At 59.2% G+C, this 21,491-nt stretch carries 20 protein-coding genes; 3 read left to right on the forward strand and 17 right to left on the reverse strand.

Going from position 1 to position 21,491, the window contains the following annotated elements; all coding sequences use genetic code 11:
* Positions 1-72 precede the first annotated feature (72 nt).
* From fliQ to FBZ99_RS12205, 15 genes are all read right to left on the reverse strand, one after another.
* Entirely contained in the window at positions 73-339 is a 267-nt protein-coding gene (fliQ, locus tag FBZ99_RS12135) for a flagellar biosynthesis protein FliQ (protein ID WP_075855152.1), read from the reverse strand.
* 29 nt (positions 340-368) lie between these two features.
* Positions 369-866 (reverse strand): flagellar hook assembly protein FlgD, encoded by a 498-nt coding sequence (gene flgD, locus FBZ99_RS12140; RefSeq protein WP_113355681.1) that lies wholly within the window; start codon positions 864-866, stop codon positions 369-371.
* Positions 854-1,306 (reverse strand): flagellar biosynthesis repressor FlbT, encoded by a 453-nt coding sequence (gene flbT / locus FBZ99_RS12145; protein WP_095433964.1) that lies wholly within the window; start codon positions 1,304-1,306, stop codon positions 854-856. The genes flgD and flbT overlap by 13 nt, the downstream gene beginning before the upstream one ends.
* Positions 1,303-1,650, reverse strand: coding sequence for a flagellar biosynthesis regulator FlaF (gene flaF, locus FBZ99_RS12150; protein ID WP_113330066.1), 348 nt, complete (start codon positions 1,648-1,650; stop codon positions 1,303-1,305). The genes flbT and flaF overlap by 4 nt, the downstream gene beginning before the upstream one ends.
* 37 nt (positions 1,651-1,687) lie before the next feature.
* The gene (locus FBZ99_RS12155; RefSeq protein WP_145633307.1) at positions 1,688-2,737 is read right to left on the reverse strand and encodes a flagellar hook-associated family protein; all 1,050 of its coding nucleotides are present in this window, start codon (positions 2,735-2,737) and stop codon (positions 1,688-1,690) included.
* Between the two features lie 3 nt (positions 2,738-2,740).
* Complete coding sequence (gene flgK, locus FBZ99_RS12160) at positions 2,741-4,231, reverse strand: flagellar hook-associated protein FlgK (RefSeq protein WP_145633310.1); 1,491 nt, start codon at positions 4,229-4,231, stop codon at positions 2,741-2,743.
* A 24-nt stretch (positions 4,232-4,255) separates the two neighbouring features.
* A complete protein-coding gene (locus tag FBZ99_RS12165) occupies positions 4,256-4,519 on the reverse strand; it encodes a hypothetical protein (protein ID WP_145633313.1) in 264 nt (87 codons plus the stop codon).
* Between the two features lie 288 nt (positions 4,520-4,807).
* The gene (gene rem, locus FBZ99_RS12170; protein WP_069611329.1) at positions 4,808-5,479 is read right to left on the reverse strand and encodes a transcriptional activator Rem; all 672 of its coding nucleotides are present in this window, start codon (positions 5,477-5,479) and stop codon (positions 4,808-4,810) included.
* A 279-nt stretch (positions 5,480-5,758) separates the two neighbouring features.
* Positions 5,759-6,382, reverse strand: coding sequence for a lytic transglycosylase domain-containing protein (locus tag FBZ99_RS12175; protein ID WP_442966478.1), 624 nt, complete (start codon positions 6,380-6,382; stop codon positions 5,759-5,761).
* The gene (fliK, locus tag FBZ99_RS12180) at positions 6,294-7,934 is read right to left on the reverse strand and encodes a flagellar hook-length control protein FliK (protein ID WP_145633316.1); all 1,641 of its coding nucleotides are present in this window, start codon (positions 7,932-7,934) and stop codon (positions 6,294-6,296) included. Before fliK ends, FBZ99_RS12175 begins: the two co-directional genes overlap by 89 nt.
* A gap of 1 nt (position 7,935) precedes the next feature.
* The gene (gene motC / locus FBZ99_RS12185) at positions 7,936-9,240 is read right to left on the reverse strand and encodes a chemotaxis protein MotC (protein ID WP_113355686.1); all 1,305 of its coding nucleotides are present in this window, start codon (positions 9,238-9,240) and stop codon (positions 7,936-7,938) included.
* Positions 9,241-9,243: 3 nt separating this feature from the next.
* Positions 9,244-10,674, reverse strand: coding sequence for a MotB family protein (locus FBZ99_RS12190; RefSeq protein ID WP_145633319.1), 1,431 nt, complete (start codon positions 10,672-10,674; stop codon positions 9,244-9,246).
* Positions 10,671-11,303: a hypothetical protein gene (locus tag FBZ99_RS12195; protein WP_145633321.1), complete on the reverse strand. Its 633-nt coding sequence runs from the start codon at positions 11,301-11,303 to the stop codon at positions 10,671-10,673. Before FBZ99_RS12195 ends, FBZ99_RS12190 begins: the two co-directional genes overlap by 4 nt.
* A gap of 243 nt (positions 11,304-11,546) precedes the next feature.
* Positions 11,547-12,527, reverse strand: a complete 981-nt coding sequence (locus FBZ99_RS12200; protein WP_113330057.1) for a flagellin N-terminal helical domain-containing protein — start codon at positions 12,525-12,527, stop codon at positions 11,547-11,549.
* 255 nt (positions 12,528-12,782) lie between these two features.
* Positions 12,783-13,703, reverse strand: coding sequence for a flagellin N-terminal helical domain-containing protein (locus FBZ99_RS12205; RefSeq protein WP_113330056.1), 921 nt, complete (start codon positions 13,701-13,703; stop codon positions 12,783-12,785).
* A 451-nt stretch (positions 13,704-14,154) separates the two neighbouring features.
* On the opposite strand from FBZ99_RS12205, the gene FBZ99_RS12210 reads away from it, so the two are divergent.
* Positions 14,155-15,642 (forward strand): pyridoxal phosphate-dependent decarboxylase family protein, encoded by a 1,488-nt coding sequence (locus FBZ99_RS12210; RefSeq protein WP_145633324.1) that lies wholly within the window; start codon positions 14,155-14,157, stop codon positions 15,640-15,642.
* Positions 15,636-16,886 carry an ATP-grasp domain-containing protein gene (locus FBZ99_RS12215; protein ID WP_113330054.1) on the forward strand — a complete coding sequence of 417 codons (1,251 nt, stop codon included), beginning with the start codon at positions 15,636-15,638 and terminating at the stop codon, positions 16,884-16,886. The genes FBZ99_RS12210 and FBZ99_RS12215 overlap by 7 nt, the downstream gene beginning before the upstream one ends.
* Before the next feature lie 206 nt (positions 16,887-17,092).
* Here FBZ99_RS12215 and FBZ99_RS12220 read toward each other — a convergent pair whose 3' ends face one another.
* Both FBZ99_RS12220 and FBZ99_RS12225 read right to left on the reverse strand, forming a co-directional pair.
* Positions 17,093-18,007, reverse strand: coding sequence for a flagellin N-terminal helical domain-containing protein (locus tag FBZ99_RS12220; protein ID WP_145633327.1), 915 nt, complete (start codon positions 18,005-18,007; stop codon positions 17,093-17,095).
* Positions 18,008-18,262: 255 nt separating this feature from the next.
* Complete coding sequence (locus FBZ99_RS12225; RefSeq protein ID WP_113406423.1) at positions 18,263-19,177, reverse strand: flagellin N-terminal helical domain-containing protein; 915 nt, start codon at positions 19,175-19,177, stop codon at positions 18,263-18,265.
* 332 nt (positions 19,178-19,509) lie between these two features.
* Here FBZ99_RS12225 and FBZ99_RS12230 point away from each other — a divergent pair, with 332 nt between their 5' ends.
* Positions 19,510-21,453 (forward strand): O-linked N-acetylglucosamine transferase, SPINDLY family protein, encoded by a 1,944-nt coding sequence (locus FBZ99_RS12230; RefSeq protein WP_145633331.1) that lies wholly within the window; start codon positions 19,510-19,512, stop codon positions 21,451-21,453.
* The last annotated feature ends 38 nt before the right edge of the window (positions 21,454-21,491 follow it).

Genomic DNA, 21,491 nt, shown 5'->3' on the forward strand with positions numbered 1-21,491 from the left:
GAAGCTTGCGCGAGCATGGCCGTTGCCATTGATGCGCGCGATCCGGAGGCCGAAATGGCCTTCAGACTTATCTTAGAAACCCGATTGGATGCGGGAGAAGACGAGATTGGTGAAGATCGAAATCTGCGCGCCGACGAACGGTGCCGAGATGCCGATCGTGACCATGACGGCGACGATCTTCGGCACGAAGGTCAAGGTCGCTTCCTGCACCTGGGTCAGCGCCTGGATCAGGGCGATCACCAGACCGACGACCATGGCGGCGACGACAGCCGGACCGGAAGCCACAAGTACCGTCCAGATCGCAGCCTGGAAAATATCTAAGGCATCGGCTTCATTCATGGCATGTCCACTCCCGGTTCAGCGGCTCCTCATGAGCTGCTGGTCGAATCCGTGCTCGACGAATCGCTGCTGGTGCTACTATCGCTCGACGTGGCCGGCGGATCAATGGTCGTGCCTGCCGGAGCGATCGTAACGCCGGCCTGGATCAGGATCTTGTCGCCGGCATCGGTCTGGGCGATGATGCCGTCCGTGTAGACGGTCACTTCCTTGATCGTGCCCGTCGTCTTACCATCGGCGCTCATGATCTGCTTGCCGATATAGTCCGACGCCTGCGAGATCCATTGGTTCTGCAACACCGTTTCCAGATGCGAGTTCGTCTGGATCTGTTGTTCGACCTGAGAGAAGCTCGCCAGCTGAGAAATCTGCTGGCTGGCGTCCATCGGGTCGGTCGGATCCTGGTTCTGCATCTGCGCGATGAGAAGCTGCAGGAAGTCGTTATAATTTAGGTTGGCGCTCGCCGATGCGGCAGCAGCAGTCTTCGAGGAGCTGCTGCTCGTGCTGCTGTTGACGGCGTCTACCGTTGCCATGGAGCAATCTCCCGACGGATGTGCTCGATCGTCGCCGCCGGCATTTCCTGATTGTTCAGAATATTGTCTTCGACCGGGTAGAGACCGCGGATCGCCTTCAGCGCATCGAAGGCGCGGCCGGTGGCAACGAGGCCGTCGATGCGCTTCAGCTCGGCCAGCACTTCCTCATTGTGGAAGCACGACAGCAGCATGACGATCGACTTGCGGAACATCGCCGTCGACTGTTCCTTGCCTTCCGGATTGATGAGAATCATCTGCGCGATGAAATAGAGCTGACGCAAGGGCGTCGTTGCGTCCTCCGGCTGGAGCACGTGGTTCTCGAGCAGGAATGTCACATCATTCAGGAATTCCAGAGCAACCTTGCGATCGACGCGCAGGACGGCCCCGTTGATAAAGATCTTTTCCCCGGCTTTAAGCGATATGCGAAGCGTACTTTTCATTTAAGTCCATCCCTGATGATGGTGGTGACATCGATGATGCCTTGATAGTTTTCCGACTGGCGCCGCCTGATCCGTTCGCATTCCTTTAATATCCAGATGGCGATCGAAATCAGATTGGCGCGCAGCTCGACGTTGAGCTGGTTCTCCGGGCTTTTGAGGTCCTCGACAAAGCTTACCCATAGGCGTCGCGTATAGAAGAGAGCCTCGATCGCTTCACGGCCGTATTTCCCCGCATCACGGGCCGCAGAGAGAAGAGCTATCGACCGGTCCAGAACTTGTCGTTCTCGTTCCTTGGCGTCGGCCACTGCATCCTGCATGACTTCCGCATATGAGAACTGATACATTCATGCATCCTTCCTGGTCATTACTTCCCTTTGATCATCAAAGGTAATTTACAAGGCTTAACTGCTGGATCTTTGAAACAATCGTGTAAGCCGTTTCGAGCTGGGTCTCGAGACTGTTGACCTTGGTCGATGCCTCATAAGGATCGACTCCGGTCAAGTCACCGATACTGGTGTTGAGAATAGCCTTCTGGGCATTCAGCGTCGTATTCGCGTCCGACAGTCGCGACTGCGAGAGACCGAGCTGACTTGCCTGGCTGTTCAACCCGTCGATCGACTGGCGCGTATAGCTGATGGCCTGCTGTGTGACGGCATTCACCGCACTTTGATTGAGGCCTGGCGGCGTACCCATCAGCGCATTGGTCACGCTGGTCGCGAGTGCCAGATACCGCATGCCGGACGAATTCGAGTTCGTCGAGGTTTCGATGACTTCCGAATTATTGATGCGGCTCGTCATATTCTGATCGGACGCACTCGACCAGCTCGACCAGCTGCTGTCTGATGTGAACATCGGCCCGACGGTATTGGTGATGAAATCCGTTATCTGGTCGGCTGATATGGTATCTGCAGTTACCGGCGGTGACTGATTTGCCATGTAAGTCGCAAGCTGCGCCTGAATATCCGAGTTCGTTGCCGAGGAATTATCCGTCATCGGCTGGACATCGGTATTGGTTCCGGCAAAGAGATACTCGCCATTCACCATCGTATTGGCCGATGCAATGACGCTCGACAGGGTCGAGCTCGCCGTCTGCTGCGCCAGGGCAACGCTGCTGCCATCGGTGTTGCCGCTCAGCGCCACGAGCTGGTCCATCAGGTTCTGTGCCTGCGTGCCCATGCCGGTCAAGGCGGTTTGCGACGTCGTCATACGCTGGTTCGCAATGGAATTGCTGCTGAGAATGGAATCGATGCGCGACACTTCCCGCGTCAGATTCACATTGAGCGACGTGTTGCTGCCAAGCGCTACGCCGATGTCGGCATAGACGCCCGTGGTCGCCTCGGTCGATGCACTCGTCATCTCATTCTGCGCCTGACGAATCGTCTGACGCATGGCGTTCTGAATGGCCGTGCTCGAAATGAAAGAAAGTTTCATGGCTTAGCTCGCAATATCCAGTACAGATTGAAGCATTTCATTGACTGCGTTCAATATCTTCGTTCCAGCCTTGTAGGACTGTTCGATATCCATCATCAGCGTCAGTTCTTCATCGAGATTGACGCCCGTCGCATTCGAATAGGCGCTCGAGGAGCGCGATAGAGCAGCAGAGGTATTTTCCCCCGCCGTCGTTGCCGTGCTGCGCTGGCCCTCGAGCCAACCGATGGAGCTCGCCGAATAATCCATGAGCGTGGCATTGGTGTCGGAGCCAGCGGCAGGATCGAACGCCATCTTCGTATTCATGGCAGTGATAAAGCCATCAAGCTGGGTGGAATATCCACTGTCGCCGCTGGTATTCTTGGTATAACCGGTTTCACCAGTAGTACTATCGTTATTAATACCACCATCACGTAGCAACGTCGGGTCACCACCTTGAGACGTGATTAATTTCGAATTAACGGTTATCGAGCCCGCCAAGCCCGTGACTGCCGTACCGCTGGCCGGAACGGTGCCACCGCTCCAGGTGAACAGGCCAGGCAGAGTCGGTTTTGAAGAATCGCTGTTCGTTTCCGCAAAGACCGTAACCAGCCCTCGAGCCATTTCATCAAGCTGCTTCTGATAGGTCGGCGCAACATCATCGCGAATCTGAAGTGCCGCCTGAAGCGTGCCTTGTGCCGTCGTATTCGCGCCCTGGCCTGGAGTCAGCGCAACCCCATCGATGTAAACGCTGTTGCCTGTCGTGTCTGCCGTGTAGGTACTCGTCGGCTGGAACGTCACCGAGCGCGGAATGGTCTCGAACAGGGTCGTTCCGCTCGTGGTGTAAAGCGCCATGTCGTTGTTGCCGCGCGTCACGGTTGTCACGCCGACGATCTTCGAAATCTGGTTCAGGATCGAATCGCGCTGGTCCATCGCGTCGGCAAGGGCGCTCGATGTCGGGCCAGCCGTGGTCGTTGCCGATTTCACCGCGTCGTTGGCGGTCTGGAACTGCTTCAGCAGGCTGTTCAGCGTATCGACGTCGGAGCTGATCTGCTTGTCGGCGTCGGTACGGGCGCTCTGCACTGCCGCCGTGGCATTGTTGAGCGATGTCGCCAGGCTTTGGGCCGCATTGATCGCAGATTGCGCAGCCGTCGCGTTGGATGGCGATCCCGCATAGTTCTGCATCGCATCCTGAAATGCCGACAGATAAGTCGACGGCGCGATCTCGTTGTCGTTGCCGCCAAGCGTGGCCGACTGAAGGTTGCTGTAGGCATTCAGCAGCAGCTGCTGTGCCGAATCCGACGAGGCCGAGCTGAGATAGGCCTTCTGTAATGCCGGTTCGCTGCTGCGGGCAATCTGCACCACCTGAGCACCAGCCATATTGGTCGTCACCACCGCCTGACGACGCGAATAATTCGTGTTGTTGGCATTGGCGATATTGTTCGACACGACGCTGCTCTGCGTGCCGGTATTGTTGAATATTGCCTGCGCGTTATTGAGAGCTGTTGTGAGCGACATGACTGACTCGATACCCTATTCGTTTTAGCGCGGCAGATTGGCCGAAGGCGCGCAGGAAGTGTCGGAATAGCCTGTCAGAGCAAGGCCGGCGAAATAGACCAGATTTTCATTAGCAGATGGACGACCACCGGAACGAACCGGAGCCACCCTCCCGCAAACATGGCGCAAGACGAGAGCACCGTCGCCTGCAGAGATAGCACGGCGAACCGGCGTCACACCGACACAGCCGCCAAAAGCGGCGCCGAGGCGAAGCGCCTGCGCATCCACTTCCGCAAGTGCAGTCTTCATGCTGCCGAAATTCCTCATCTGGAATCCTCGTTATCCTTCATACGACTGAGAGTAGGTGGCGGGCCTTGCGTGAAGCTGTCTGAGAGGACGAAAAACCGATCATCGCGAAAAGCTTCGTCAAGAGCGCCATCGGGCGATCATGCTACGGACTGCTGTGCACCGAAATGGTAAGGAATAACGTACCTTCCGGCGCCGTGCCGATCAGGCAGCCGAAAAGGAACAGGCCCGAGAATCAGCTGATTCTCGGGCCTGTTCATGAGTTTAGTATGGGGATGTACGACCGGAACATCAGCTCCAGTCGATGCAGTAGCCGAGGAAGCGCTTCGAATCGACGGGGTCGAAGCCGAGCTTCTTGCGCAGCTTCTTGCGCAGCTTCGAAATATGGCTTTCGACGACATTCTCTTCGACTTCCTCGTCGAAGATGCCGTAGATGGCGTTGAAGATCTGGGTCTTCGTCACACGGCGACCGCGATTGGCGATCAAATATTCGAGGATGCGGCGCTCGCGGCGCGGCAAGGCGAATACGGAACCGTTGATTTCCGGATCGCGGCCATCTGCGAAGACGCGAATGGGGCCAATATCGGTATAGTTGCTGATCGCCTTCAAGCGGCGGCGGATCGCCGCGGCCCTGGCAAGAATTTCGCGAGGATGCACCGGCTTGCGCACGACATCGTCGACGCCACAATCGAAAAGTGCAAGCGTGGCTTCCAGCGAGGGCTGGTCGCTCACCGCGATAACAGGTGCTGCCGTCCGGTCGCGAATCGCCCTTGGAAGCTCATGCACCTGCTGACCCTGTCCGATCAGAAAGGCTTCCACCGCAGCAATATCGCCCTCTGCTGCCGTCGTCACCCATTCGCCGAATTCACGCGGATCAAATCCCGTCGAAGGGATGCCCTCGCGTCCAAACAGTGATGTATATCCGTCCTTAACGAGCTCTCGCTCATCAACCACTACGATCATTCGTCCGCCTCCGAATCAGTGTGGTGTTTCGATGATCTATGGGTACGAATCGGGCGAATCACGAACAACTGTCGGAAATGAGTGGCAGAAATTAATAATTGATTAACTTTGTAGGGGCGATTTGCACTAGATATAGTAGGTGGTCGGCGCTTTACACCGATAAAAAAGTTGTTAGTGGACGTATTATTAACATGCGCATTTTAGGCAAATCGACGGCAGTCAACCGCTTCGATTGGGTTAGCGCCGGCTAACCGGAGAGCACATACAACCTGTAATTGCTTACTCCCGGCAGAACATCGCCGCATTGGGCGTCCATTTTCCGTAGCCTGTGGCGACCAGATTGGCGATCACCCGGCAGACATAGACCTTCTGGGCGGGGTCATTGTTCGGGCCAGCATGGTATCTAGCTACCGCCATCGTCCAGGTCTCATGCCTGTCATGCAGATTGCGGAGAAACTTTGCGGCATACTCGACATTGCTACGCGGGTCGAACATGGCGTTGACGGATGTAAAGTTTTCGCCGTGGAAATACTGATTGATCTGCATGCAGCCGACATCGATAAGCTTCGCCCCGTTCTGCCGTGCCGCAGCGAATATCTGCAGGGCGGCGTCCTCGGATGGTGGAAAGATCGGCCGCCCCTCGACATTGAGAGCGTAGGGATAGAGCGATCCCTTGCGACCCGTTTCCGTTAGACCCACCGAATAAAGAATCCCTTCCGGTATTCCGTATTTCGCGGCGGCAGACTGGATTTCGCGTTCGCAAAGACCGGCTGCACCATTGTCAGGCGGTGCCGGATTGCCCGACGCATGCGCCTCAGAGGTAAACCGCCCCAGAGCGAGAACGCTGCACGCCACCAGCAGCGCCGTCCTCAACACCGCGCTCACCCGAACTGCGATTGCCATCGTTTCCATTTGCCTGCTGCCCTGAATAGTTCTGGCCTCTCGGGCGTGCGTCGCCCCCCTGTCCCTGGTTCAAAAGGGACTGTTGCTGTGGCTGGTTCGATCCGGAATTGCGGCCGCTATCCGACTGCTGGTCGGCATTGGACGCCATGGAGACGGTGATATTGTCGACCTGATAGCCTTGTGCGCGCAATGCATCGACCATGCGGCTTTGATCGGCGTGAAGCTGCCTGTAGGCTTCGCTCGTCTGAACCTTCAGATCGACGCTCAGCTGGTCTCCGGAGAGCCGCATGGTTGCCGTCACGTCGCCGAGATTGTCGGGGCGCAGCTGGATCTTCAGCGTATTGACGACCTTGCCGGTGCTGGTCAGGTTCGCGGCGTTGGAGAGCGCCGAGCCTGGCTGCATCGCCGCCGACCATTCGTGGTCGCCCGCCAGGGTTCCAGCAACGAGTGCCGAGTTGGAATTGGCGGCAAGCCCGAGATAGCGGCGCGAATCCAGCACGGTGACCGCCACCGCATCGCCGCCTGTAGCAGCACCGACTTTGACATCGGCAACGTCATCGCCGCTCTTGCTGATCGACAGGTCGAGCGCGCTGCCACGGCCATCCGCCCGCGTCAGGCGGAATGTTTGCGCAACATCCGCTCCCTTGCCGTCGTCTGGCAGCGTCAAGGCCGTGTCCGAGGCGTCCGCGAGGGCAGCTTTGCCTGATGGCAATGTCTGGACCTTGGCATCGTCTGTTGTCTTGCCCGCCAGCGTCGTGCTGACCTGGGTTGTGCTGGCCTGGGTCGTGCTAACCTGCGTCACCGCGATGGGCTGCGCAACGTTCAGCAGCGACAATGCATCGGAAATCGTATTGGCCGGCTGGCTGCCTTGCGTCGATGCAGGCTTACCGTCATCCGTGGACTGGACATCCTTTCCATCCTTCACCGCGGGCATCTTACCGTCGCCCTTGATCGGCGCCGTCTGACCGTCAGTCGTCGCGACATCGGCCAGTTGCTGCGCGATCTCGGCCAGCTGATCGAGCGCCGTCGGAGGCACCTGCACCTTGCCGGTGTCAATCGTCGGCGTGGTGGGATCGGCGGCTGCGGCCGGCTGATCGCCATCGATAGGGGTAGCCTCGCCTTCGCCAGCCGCGGAGGCTGCCTTCTGCAACTCGATCAGCGATTTCGAGAGCGAGGCGACACCGGCGGGCTGCGAAGCTTTCGTGCCCTTGGCAAGGCCGGCGGGATTGGCGAGATTGGCTCCGGACGTATCGATCATTCCAACTCCGGCATTGGCGCTGTCATCGACGGTAAGGGTTATCGCGGCGAGATTGCTCGCTGCCGTCTTCACCGCGCCAGTGTCGTCATCCGCATTGTCACCAGTTGTCGTGTTCGCGTCCGTCGCCACATCGGTTCCGGTATTCGAACCGGCAGATTTGCGTCCATTGCCGAGCGAACTGGTCAGAGCATCGATAAAACCCTTGCCGTCATCCTGCTTTGTCGAGCGAGTGCCTTTGGCAACAGCAAGAATATCCGCCCCCGATGAGGCGCCAGACACACCGATGTCGTTCATATCAATGACTTTCCTGCTTCAACAGGCCGTCGATGGCATCCAGCTTCGAGCGGCTCGTCGTGACGAATGCGTTGAACGAAGAGTCGGCCTCCTGCCGCCCTCCTTTCGGGGCGGGAGCCGCGTTTGGCGGGGCTCCCTGCTCAACACCCGCCGTGCCGGGAGATTGGCCTCCCGATTGATTCGTCACAGCAGCATCGTGTTCAGTCTTCTGTTGGTTGGGCAGGTTAGGAACATTGCCTTGCCCGAGGCTTGCAGCGTCGGGCGTGCGCAGTATCTCTGCCGCCACAGCCTTTGCGGCGTCGCGCAGAGCCCGGTCGCGCGCATTCAGTTCGCCCGCCGGCATCTGGTTCACATCGTTGATCGCCGACTTCCATTCGGGCGTGGATATGCCCGCCACACCGCCATAGAAGTTCGCCAGCGCGCCAAAGGCATCGCCGCCGTCATTAGAGATTGCCTGGGCGCGGTTGGCTGCGAGCGCGGCAAGATCGGCCTTGCCGGCGATCGCGGCACGGCGTGCCATGCGCAGATAGATCTCCCGCTGTCTCGGCGGGTCCATGAAGGATAGGATGTCGATGATGTCCTGTTGCTTGACATCGGAATCGTGATCCACCACCAGCTGCACAAAAAGATCCGCAAACTGGCTGGCGTAGGGCGAATGCAGGAAGCGCCGCGTATAACGCTGCGCATAATCAAGCCCTTGCGGCACCATGCCCGCATCGGCGCAGAGAGCCAGCGAGCGGCGTAGCGCCGATTCCTCGACGATCGTGCCGGGCGCCATCAGCCGCGCCCAGTCGTAAAGCGGCAAGGCGGCCTTGGCGTTCTTGCCCGACATGACGTTGCCGGCAACCAACGAGAGGTAGGGGCCGATCGGCTTGTCGCGATATTCCTTGGAAATATCGACAAGCGTGTTGACGACCAGCAGACCCTTGCCGTTCAGGTATTTCCGCAGAACATCCGCAACGCGATTGTCGAAATTGCCATTGACGTCACGCGACATCAGATATTCGAGCGTTTCGGGATTGCCGCCGCTCATGGCGTAGATCAGTGCCGCGTCGACGTTACGGTTGTCCTCGAATACGGATTTGTCCGCATTGCGCAAGCGCTCGTCTATGGTGGCGAGCAGAAAGCGCTGCATCTCTCCGGCGGAACTATCGCCGGCAACAACGGAATCCTGGACGAATTCGAGCGAGCGCAGCATCTTGTAGAGCGGCAGGTTGTCCTGCCCCTCAGCGCTTGCAGCCCCCGGCATCAACATGCCGAGGGTAAGCGTGAGCGCAAGGTGATGACGATGCTGTTTGCGCGCCATGGACTATCCCTGCTTGCCTTGGCTCGACTTGCTCTTGCCCGAAGCGGGCTTCGCGGGAGCCTGCGTTCCCGAAGCCGCGGGATCCGTCGCTGCCTGGTTCGAGGGGTTAGCGATCAGGATCTCGATACGGCGGTTGGCATCGTTAAAGGGATCGTTGGGCAGTTTCAGACGCCTGTCCGCAAAACCGGACACTTGAACGATCCGCTTCTCGTCCAGCCCGCCGCTCGTCAGCATGTAATAGGCGCTCTGGGCACGATCGAGCGACAGGCGCCAGTTGTCATTGCGACCGCCGACCATATAGGGGCGTCCGTCGGTATGGCCGCGGATCAAGATCGATCCCTTGTGTTCCGAGAGGATCTTTCCGATCTTTTCCATCGCCAGCACCATCTCGCGCCGGGGAACTGCCGAACCGATATTGAACATCGGATCGTTTGTTTGATCGGAGATCGTTACGAGCACGCCGCCTTCCGCGGCGCTGACCTGCAGCCCTTCGGCCAGCTGACCGGCAACACCCTTGATCTCGGCCTGGATGGTCTGCTGCAGATCTTTGGCCTCCTGCTGCTGCGCCTTCGTCGGCTGAACATCCTTGTTCTCCGCCGAAGCGGCATTGTCCTCAGGCGCGGATGCATCGCTCTGCATAGTGGCCTTGGCAACCTGCTGAGCCTGCGTCGGCTTTTCCGGCGCCTTGCCGGCCGCTTGCTGCTCGCTCACCGTCGGCTGTTGTTCAGGCGTTTGCGGCTGATCGGCTGGCTGACCCGTATCCGCAGCTGTCGCCCTCGACAGAGCGATGACCTCACCCTTGGGCGATTGATCCGACTTGGCGGACTGTTCCTCGTTCGCCTTCTTCGAAGCGCTGGAAACCTGAACCTGCTTGGTCCAGAAATCCGGATCGAACGGATCGCGATAGGCCTGGCCGCCATCGGCACCGGTCGCTGGACCTGACTGAGCCGCCCCACCCTCGCCCTTGGCGCTGACATTGGCCTGCTGACCGACTTCCTGTGCGATCTCGGCCAGGACCGAATAGGGATTCTCGAAGAAATCCGCTTCGGAATAGTTCGTCTGATCGCCCGATGTCGAGGTCAGGTCCTCGCCGGTCTTAGCCGATTTGCCATCATTCGGCTTTTCCTGCGGCTTGTCGGACTTCTGCTGATTCTTTTCACCCTGAGCCTGATCGACGGGTTTCTTGAGACCCTTTTCCGTCGGCTTCTCGTCGGCGAGCTTGATCGGATTGAAATAGGAGGCGACCGAGGCCTTCGTCTCTTCATTGGCAGCGTTCACCAGCCACATGACCAGGAAGAAGGCCATCATGGCCGTCATGAAGTCGGCATAGGCGATTTTCCACGCGCCGCCATGGCCGCCTTCGTGATCACCGCCGCCGTGGCGCTTGACGATGATGATCTCGTGCTTGCCGTGATTTTGATCGCCGTCGCTCATTTCAGGATCTCTTTCAGGCTAGCGGCCCAGGCGGACATACGGGTCACGAGAACGCTCTCGCCGATCGTAACGGTGAGATCGACATCATCAGCCTCGACGTGGCGCAGCAACGCGCCGTCATCGCCGAGATGATCATGAAGGACCTCGAAAAGATGACGCGGACCGCTGACCGAGATCGGCCCGGCGCTGCCGTCGAGGATCGCGGCCCTGACCAGTTCGGCAAGATCGGCGACGGCCTTGGCCGTCAGCGTCTCGGTCATGACCGGCGCAAGAATGGCGGCGGCTTCGGTGCTGATCGCCTGCCCGAGCATCGTGGCGATGCGCGTCATATCCGCAGCGATCTTGTCCGCCGCCTGCTCTTCGTAGCGTATCCGCAGCGCATCCATTTCGGCGCGAAACGACTGGGCCATGGCATCGATCTCGGCCTGATGCCTTTGCGTCAGTTCCTGCGTCGCCGCCTCATGCCCTTCCGCATAGGCGACACGGCGCTCGGCCTCGACATCAACAGGCGGCTCGAGCGGGCTTTCGGCAAACTCGACCGGTTCCGCAAACGCCATATCCTCGACATGGGGCAGCGGGGCCTGTTCGGCGCTGAAATCCTTGAGATATCGGGACAGTGTCAAGCTCACGCGCGCATCTCCCCATTCGCGCCGCAGAGACGCTGCAAGTCGATGCCGACAGCCGGCCGATCCATTCCCATTCTCAAAACGTCGATCATCACGCTTCCGGTTTCCGTCCTCAGGCAGCACCTTCCGGGACCAATGTCACCGGCACATTGTGCAGCCAAGCCACTGCGAAGGACCGTAGGCAGCCAAACTTGTGCGAGGATGAATGCGATGCGGTATTGCCGATCGGACGGCGGCACCCGGCAATCATTTCGACTGGAGAATAATCAGCACCTTGCTCGCCATGCTATTGGCGATCGACAATGCCTGCACACCCATCTGCTGCGCCGTCTGCAGGGCGCTCTGCCGCGCAGAGGCCTCTTCCATATTCGTATCGACGAGATCGCCGACGCTGCTCTTGATGGCATCGCTGAGCTTGGAAATATAATCCGACTGATCGTCGATGTTCGACTTCATCAGGCCCAATGTCGAATCCGCCGATGTTGCCGACTTCAGGAGCGAGTTGGTAACATTGATCATATCGGTCAGTTCGTCATCGGTCGTGCTGCTCGATAGGGCGATCTCGGTTCCGCCCGTCGGCGTCGTGCCGCCGGTGGCGGAGAGGAGGTAATAATTGCGAGGCGTGCTGCTGCCGCTGCCCGAAGCATCGAAGGTGCTTGCATCAACATTCTTCGTCAACAAACCCCGCTCGGGTTTGACAGTATCGACCATCAAGGTCTGGGAACTGTCATAGCTGATCGTCGTGAAGCTGATCTGGCCGCCCGTTCCACGCGTGAAGTTGCTGATCACCGACTGCTGGGTGGAGGGTTGCTGCTCCGTATTATAGAGCCAGTTCTCGCCGGAAAAGGATGCCGACTGGGTGACGGATTGCAGCTGGTTCTTGAGCTGCTGGATGTCGGAGTTGATAGCGTTCTTGTCGGTGCCTGGCTCCTTTGCCGAAACCAGCTTGGACTGAATCTGGGTCAGAAGGCTGACGACCGTATCCATGGCGGTGGATGCGGTATCGACCTTGGACGCACCGAGGCCCAGCGCGTCCGTAATCGTGGAAAGGCTGCTCTGGTCCGAGCGCATGGTGGTCGCCATAGACCAATAGGTGGGATCATCGCTCGCCGTCTGGATGCGGTAACCGGACGAAACCTGCTGCTGCACGACATCGAGATCTTTGTTGATACCGCGCAACACGGTCAGCGCCGCCGACGTGGTGGGATTCGTCGTCACATTGCTCATCTGAAAATCCGTAGTTCCATTGGGACTGGCAAGCCGGACCGATCCGGCAGCAACGATTGGCCTCATGCCCACCAGCGGGAGATATCCCAGCGCGGCCCGTCGCTAAAGCGCGATCCGGCAATCGCTTGGAAGGAGAACGGAGCCGGATCTGCGCAGAGACTGCAAATCAATTAGCGGCAACGTTAACAAAAGCTTATACGCGGCGACAAGAGGGAAAAGCCGCCGCGCCATTTCAACGCAAGCTCCAGTCAAGGCTCACTTGAAGAGAGCAAGAACATTCTGCGCGCTCGTGTTGGCAATCTGCAGCGACTGGATGGCCAGCTGCTGCTGGGTCTGCAGCGCCGAGAGCCTGCTCGATTCTTCTTCCATATCCGCGTCGACGAGCTTGCCGACGCCGGAATCGATGGTATCGCGCAGGGTGGAGACGAAGCTCGTCTGCAGATCGATGCGGGTCGAGAGAGAGCCGAGCTGCGACGCCGTGCTGTTCATGGCGTTAAGGGCGCCCTGCACCAGGTTCATCGCCAAGCCGATATCGCCGCTCGTCATGTTGGTGATATCGAGGCTGAAGACGGAATAGTCGTTGCCGTTGATGGTCTGCTTGCTGCCGAGGATGCCCGAGCTCGTATCGATCGTCCCGCTGCTGTTCGCGCCGAAGAGGACGTTGCCCTGCGAGCTGGTATCGAAGGCGTAGCTGGTGCTGTTGACGGAAACCGTACCGTCATTGTTGCGCACGAAGGAGGAGACGACGGAGGCCGAGGCGCCATTGACCGCATACATCCAGTTCTGCCCGGAGAAGGATGCGGATTGCGCAATGCTCTCCAGCTGCTGTTGCAGCTGCGTGACCTCTTCCTGGACGTCGGCCTTCGACACGCTGTTTTCCGTTGCCGCGACGAGCTTGTCCTTGATCTGCTGAACGACCGTGATGGCGTTGTCCATCGCCGTATAGGCAGTGTCGACCTTTGCCGCGCCCAGGCCCAATGCGTCCGAGACGGCTGAAAGCGCGCTATTGTCGGACCGCATGGTCGTTGCGATCGACCAATAGGCGGCATTGTCAGCTGCCTTGGCTACCTTGTAGCCCGAGGAAACGCGGCTCTGCGTATCCTGCAGGTTCGTGTTGATGGAGCGCAGGGTCTGGAGGGCGGACATCGCCGCGTCGTTGGTGAGAATGCTGGTCATCGAAAAGTGCCCCTTATGGCTGAATTTGGAAGGGACATTCCGGTCTGCGGCCGGGAACGGCAATCAGCCTCATGCTTGTTAACCGCCTCTTAGGGGAGGTTAACCAACCGTTGCGCTAGCTGCAACTGACAGGAATAGGGTTAATAAAAGATTAATGCCGACCATAAAAGTTAATGGAATCATCCTTTCCGTTATATGGCCGTCAGGTATCGTGGCATCGCCTGCGCTACCTTTCATTGAACCCGAGGGAGGCCTATCCGCGCAGCGCGTGTCGACATGCCGCTTTCCAGCCGGATATCATCGTTTGACGCGCAGCAAGTACCGCAAGTCAGCCTCGCGCCACCTTCGGCATCGTAGATAGCCGCTATCAGTCCAATGTCGGACGAAGACGGCCGTCTTCTGCAGCGTCCCGGCGATGATGCCGGCACCAGCGGCCATATGTGAGGTTGAGATGTTCAGTTTGCAGGACGCCGGATGGGCGGCGGTTGATCGCCAAGAGCGAACAAGCCTCGACCCCGACGACTGGCAGGCTCTGCGCAGGCAGGGTCACCAGATGCTCGACGACATGTTCGATCATCTCCAGACGCTCGGAACAAAGCCGGTCTGGCAACACGCCCCCTCCTCCGCCCGCGCCCTGTTCGATGCGCCTCTGCCGGTCGAAGCCAGCGAGCTGGCCGAAGTCCACGCCATTTTTCGGGAAAATATCCTCCCCTATGGCAGCGGCAATATTCACCCGGGTTTCATGGGCTGGGTCCAGGGCGGCGGCACGGTTACCGGCATGCTGGCCGAAATGCTCGCCGGCGGGTTGAATGCCAATCTCGGCGGACGCGACCATATGCCGATCGAAGTCGAGCGCCAGATCATCCGCTGGGCGCGCGAGATCTTCTCCTTTCCGGAGACGGCAGGCGGTATTTTCCTCACCGGCGCATCGCAGGCCAATTTCGTCGCGGTGCAGATCGCCAGATGCCGGAAGCTCGGCCGCGATGTGCGCGCAACCGGTCTGTCCGACGAATCCCGGCTCGTCGCCTATGCATCGAACGAGGTTCATGGCTGTGTTCCCCGCGCGTTCGAAATGTCCGGTATCGGCAGCGCTCAGCTCCGGCGCATTGCCGTCAATGACCTTGGCCAGATCGATATCGGCGCGCTGGAAGAGGCGATCCTTCGCGACAAACGGGAAGGTCTTGTGCCGTTCCTCGTCATCGGCAGTGCGGGAACGGTCAATACCGGTGCCGTCGATGACCTCGCCGGTTTGCGGCATATCGCCGACAGTTACGATCTTCATTTTCACGTCGACGGCGCGCTGGGCGCCCTCGGCGTGTTGAGCCCCGACCTTGCGCATCTGTTCGCAGGGATCGACAGTTGCGATTCGCTCGCTTTCGATTTCCACAAATGGGGCCAGGTGCCATACGATGCCGGCTTCCTGCTCGTGCGCGACAGTGAATGGCAGCGGCAGACCTTTGCCTCGGACGCCGCCTATCTCAGCCGCGCAGCCACCGGGCTTGCAGGCGGAGACTGGTGGCCCTGCGACTACGGTCCGGATCTGTCGCGCGGTTTCAGGGCGCTGAAGACCTGGTTCACGCTGAAAACCTACGGCGTCAAAGCTCTCGGAGACGCCATAAGCGCCAACTGCCGGCTGGCCCGCAGGCTGGCCGAGAGCATCGAACAGGAACCTCGGCTGACATTGCTCGCACCGGTCGCGCTCAATATCGTCTGCTTCGCCTATGTCGGCGAGGATGGAACTGTACCTGCATCCGTCAACTCCCAGATCGTCGAGCGGCTGCACGCCGAAGGCCGCGTCGCTCCATCCCTGACCCATCTGAACGGACAACCGGCAATCCGCGCCGCGATCGTGAACCATCGCACGCGACGGGCGGATATCGACGAGCTCGTTCATAGCGTTTTGACAATCGGCCCCCGACAGGATTTCCCCCAATGCTGATGACCAAAGCCCCAGGCATCGAACCGGCTTCGACCAATATGCCGGACGCCTCCCGAATTCTCGGCATGCAGAGAATCGTCTCGCTCGTCTATGCCGGCCGCGACGTAACGCCGCTATGGAACGAGCTCATGCAGCGTGTGACGGCCGATTCGGCCGATGCGGCCGCACTCATGGACCTGGCGATCATCCTGCAAACGCTCGGCCGCACCGAAGAGGCACGCCAGATCCTGAAGAACGCCGTGCAGCTGCGGCGGGACTTCCGCGTCGTCCACGGCAACGGAACCGGACCGCGCCTCTTGGCCTTCGTCACCGAAGGCGATTTCATGGCCAACACGCCGCTGGATTTTCTGCTGGCGGGCAGCGATTGCGTACTATGGCTGCGCTATGTCGACCTGCAAACCTCTGCACTCATCGGTCTGCCGGAGCATGACGTCGCCTTCATGGCAATCGGAGAGTCAACTGAAAACGCGCCCCTGCTCGCCCATATGCGGGGGCTTCTTGCGAAGTTCGACGGTCTCGTGATGAACCGCAACCCGGAACTGATCGCGAGGCTTACGCGCGACGGAGTGAGCGGAATGCTGGCAAACGAACCGTCGATCCTCTCCCCTACCACCCATCGCGTATCGCGCGACGATCTCGCAGCCGTCGCCGTCGGCGCCAAGCAGCTGAAAGACTGCGCCCCAGGCCTGGCCTTCCCGCTGGTCGTGCGCCCGCTCAGCACACATGCCGGTAATGGAATGGAGCGCGTCTCCGATCCGGCTGAACTGGCAGCCTTTCTCGCAGCACAGCCGGCATCCGAGCTTTACGTGGCACCCTTCATCGATTTCCGCGGGGCCGACGGCTATTACAACAAGCAGCGCGTCGTATTCATCGACGGCAAGGCCTTCGCCAGCCACATGGCGCTCTCGGACCACTGGATCGTGCACTATCTGAGTGCCGGGATGGGTCAGAGTGCCGCAAAACGAGCTGTCGAACAGGCATGGATGGAAGATTTCGACTGCGATTTCGCCGTCCGCCACGAAGAGAGTTTTGCAGCACTCTGCCGTCATATCAAACTCGACTATTTCGGCATCGACTGCGCGGAGCTTCCTGACGGTCGTCTGTTGGTATTCGAGCTCGATGTGGCAATGGTGGTCCACAATATGGATGACCCTGTCGTCTATCCCTACAAGCAGGTTGCCATGCGCAAGCTGTTCGATGGCTTCGTCGATGCCATCAGGCGAAGGGCGAATAGTGCGCTTTAGAGCAATTCCAGGAAAAGTGCGCAGCGGTTTTCCGTCCGGAATTGCGAGACAACAAAGAGATAGAGCGGCTCAGAGATTCTGTGAAAAACTGAACCGCTCCAGGCTCGCAGCCGGATTGCGACGTCGCGCAAAACGAAAACCGCGCCTTCCGGAGAAGGCGCGGCAAGGTCGTATCCTGTTTGGCCAACGTGTGCTGGCGCTTCCTATTAACGGAAGAGCGACAGGATCTGCTGGGTCGAGGAGTTGGCGATCGACAGGGACTGAACAGCCAGCTGCTGCTGCGTCTGCAGAGCAGACAGCTTGCTCGATTCTTCTTCCATGTCGGCGTCAACCAGCTTGCCAACGCCCGACTGGATCGAGTCGGAGAGCGAGGAAGCGAAGCTCGTCTGCAGGTCGATACGGCTGGAGATGGAGCCGAGCTTCGAACCCAGGCTGGTGAGCGAGTTCAGAGCGGTCTGAACCATGTTGAGCGCGCTGGAGATCTGGCCGCCCGTCATGTTGGTGATGTCGAGGCTGAAGACCGAAGCGCCGACGGTGCTGTCCTTCGTGCCGAGGATGCCCGAAGCCGTGTCGATCGTGCCGGCTGCATTGGCGCCGAACAGAACGTTGCCGGTTGCGCCGGTGTTGAAGGCGTAGGAGGTCGAGCTGACCGAAACGGTGCCGTTGGTGCCGCGGATGAACGAGGAAACAACCGAAGCCGAGTCGTTGTTTGCGGCCATGACCCAGTTTTCGCCGTTGAACGAAGCGGACTGGGCAACGCTCTGAAGCTGCTGCTGCAGCTGCGTGATTTCTTCCTGAACAGACTTCTTGTCGACCGACGGTTCCATCGCGGTTGCAAGCTTGTCCTTGATCTGGCCGACGACGTCGATCGCGCTGGTGACGGCCGTCGATGCGGTGTCAACCTTGGCAGCGCCGAGGCCGAGAGCGTCGGAAACGGCGCCGATGGCGCTGTTGTCGGACTTCATGCTGGTGGCGATCGACCAGTAGGCAGCGTTGTCGGAAGCCTTGGAGATGCGCAGGCCAGAAGAAACGGCGTTCTGCGTGTCCTGCAGGTTCGAGCCGATGGTACGCAGCGTCTGGAGAGCAGCCATTGCGGCGTTGTTGGTAAGAATGCTCGTCATGATATTTGCCCCTTTGGCAGTGGTTGAATAAGGGACATTCCGGACCTAAAACCGGTAACGGCATTCAGCATCATGCCTATTAACCAAATTCGTTAAGGTTAACTCGCCGCTTCGATGGTCCTAAGAAACAGCAATATAGTTAAGAAAAGCTGAACCGCGTTTGGCCAAAAAATATAAAAAAAACCGCGCCTTAGATAGGCGCGGTTAACTTGTTGTTTAGGATTTTCGACCAACGCGCCGCGTTGGCGCTTCCTATTAACGGAAGAGCGACAGGATCGACTGGGTCGAGGAGTTGGCGATCGACAGGGACTGGATAGCCAGCTGCTGCTGCGTCTGCAGAGCAGACAGCTTGCTGGATTCCTGTTCCATGTCGGCGTCAACCAGCTTGCCAACGCCCGACTGGATCGAGTCGGAGAGCGACGAAGCGAAGCTCGTCTGCAGGTCGATACGGCTGGAGATGGAGCCGAGCTTCGAACCCAGGCTGGTCATGGAGTTCAGAGCAGTCTGAACCATGTTGAGCGCGCTGGAGATCTGGCCGGAAGTCATGCTGCTGATGTCGAGGCTGAAGACCGAAGCGCCGACGGTGGTGTCCTTCGTGCCGAGGATGCCCGAAGCCGTGTCGATCGTGCCGGCTGCATTGGCGCCGAACAGAACGTTGCCGGTTGCGCCGGTGTTGAAGGCGTAGGAGGTCGTGCTGACCGAAACGGTGCCGTTGGTGCCGCGGATGAACGAGGAAACAACCGAAGCCGAGCCGTTGTTTGCAGCCATGACCCAGTTTTCGCCGTTGAACGAAGCCGACTGGGCAACGCTCTGAAGCTGCTGCTGCAGCTGGCCGATTTCTTCCTGAACGGACTTCTTGTCGACCGAGCCTTCCATGGCGGTTGCAAGCTTGTCCTTGATCTGGCCGACGATGTCGATCGCGCTGGTGACGGCCGTCGATGCGGTGTCAACCTTGGCAGCGCCGAGGCCGAGAGCGTCGGAAACGGCGCCGATGGCGCTGTTGTCGGACTTCATGCTCGTGGCGATCGACCAGTAAGCAGCGTTGTCGGAAGCCTTGGAGATGCGCAAGCCGGAAGAAACGGCGTTCTGCGTGTCCTGCAGGTTGCTGCTGATGTTCTGCAGCGTCTGGAGGGCGGCCATTGCGGAATTGTTGGTGATAATGCTGGTCATAGGAGTGTCCCCTGGAAACTGGATACAAAAGGAGGACATACCGGACTGGAAATACCGGCGATGACGGAGCAGCTTCATGCCCCTCGATCCATTTTCCTAGAGGACCAAACCCGTCATGTCGCGAGAAAGTTCGCATCCATTGCTTGCCAATTTCTTAAATCCGGGACCAGTGGACACCGCCTCTCTGGAACGTGGCTAAGAATCCGTAAAGGCAATTTCGACCGGTGCTTCGGTTTCAGGCAAGCTCCGTGAGGGATCATGAAGCGAATCCATGATGCCGGCCCTCGCCCTTCGGCGGGAGCCAGTCAACATATCGCTCGGAGTTCTCGCTCGTGAATACAAAAAATGCCTTTGTGACAGCGTCCGGCTTCTACCAGAAGGGCCAATATACACGCGCACTCGAAACGCTGAACGAGCTGCTGAACATCGACAGATCGCCCAAGACCTATGCGCTGCTGGCAAAGACGCTGCTGAAACTCGGCTTCCGATCGGATGCGGCAAGCGCCTACGAGCTAGCCGGCCGGCAAAAGCCACAGCGCGACGACTATCTTCGGGAAGCTCTGCTGCTGCACGGCGACTGCGGCAACGACGATCAGGCTCTCGCGATCGGAAGTCTGATCCTGCCCCTGGCATTCAAGGATCCGGACCTTGCCTTCGTCCTCAGCCGCATCTTTCTCGCCCGTCAGCAAAAGGATTTGCTGACGGGCTTCAAGACGGTGCTCGTCGAAGGACCGGAACTCAAGCATCGCCAGATGGCCGCAAGGCTGCTGACCGACGATCTCTATGACGAAAGCAACCGGCACATCGTCACAACCCTGTTCAAGAAGCATCCCGACCATGTCATTTTCCGCGCGCTCTACCTGATCTTCGCGCGCGAGGTGTCCGATCTGGCCGCCGTCGAAAAACATATGGCCCCGGTCCTGGCATCGCTTGCACAGGGCAAGCTCGAGCATGTCATTCCGGACAATCCCTTCTTCCATCTCCATTGGTGCGGCGACGAGGCGCTTAACAAGCTCGCGGTCCACGACACCGATCCATTGCCGGCGGGCCATGCGGAAGCCCGCCGCAAGCTGCCGCATACATGGGGCGGCAAGATCCGCATCGGCTATCTCTCCTCCGATTTCTGGCCGGGACACGCGACGATGAAGCTAATGCAGCGCGTCCTCGAGTTGCACGACAAGGATCGGTTCGAAATCACCCTTTTCGACCACTCGGAGACGGCTCACCAGAAAGAGGAGGCTTTCGACTATTCGGCAATGGGGACCACGGTCGACATTCGCGGCCTTTCCAACCAGGCTGCAGCAGAAGCGATCCGCGCCCGTGGAATCGACATTCTCGTCGATCTCAAGGGGCATACAAAGGGAAGTCGCGCTTTTATCCTCAACTACATGCCGGCTCCGATCCATGTCGCCTGGCTGGGCTTTCCGGGCACGACCGTCAACATCGACCTCGACTACATCGTCGGCGACCATTACGTCCTGCCGGATCAGTCGAAGGCGCATTTCTACGAAAAATATTGTCGCCTGCCCGAATGCTACCAGCCGAACGATCCGCTCAACCGCCCGAAGCCGCGGCCGACAACGCGCGCGGAACACGGGCTGCCCGAGGACGCTTTCGTTTACGCTTCCTTCAACGGCAACCGCAAGATCACACCGCAGATGGTCGACGTATGGTGCAATATTCTCAAGCGCAGCAAGAACAGCGTGCTCTGGCTGCTGTGCAACGGCCCTCGCGCGGAGGCCAATATCTGGTCGCGCCTGGAAGCCCGCGGCGTCAACCGCAAGCGGGTCGTCTTTACCAGCCGCATTCGCTACGAGGACCATATCGACCGCCAGCAGCTTGCCGATCTCGGCCTCGATACCTTCCCCGTCAACGGCCATACGACGACCTCGGAACAGCTCTGGGGCGGCCTGCCGGTTCTCACCATCAAGGGCACCAATTTCGCTTCGCGCGTCAGCGAAAGCCTGCTGAATGCCATCGGCCTGCCGGAATTGGTGGCCGACGACGTCCAGGCCTATGAAGACATGGCCGTGCAGCTCGCCGGCCAGCCGGAGCGGATTGCCCAGTTCAAGGAAACGCTAGCGGCCAATCGCTACATCAAGCCGCTCTTCGATGCCGAACGCTTCACGCATCATCTGGAGACGGCCTTTGAGATGATGGCAGCGCGGGCCAAGCAGGGGCTTGCACCCGATCACATGGACGTGCCGGCACTGCCGCCGCGCGCGGAACCGTTCATGGAAGACGACCGGAATTCGGCGGCAATCGCGGCCGAATAAGTTTCAGCGATCATCGGGGCAAGAGCTCCGGTGATCGC

Source organism: Rhizobium sp. ERR 1071 (assembly GCF_007828675.1).
Classification (GTDB): Bacteria; Pseudomonadota; Alphaproteobacteria; order Rhizobiales; family Rhizobiaceae; genus Rhizobium; species Rhizobium dioscoreae.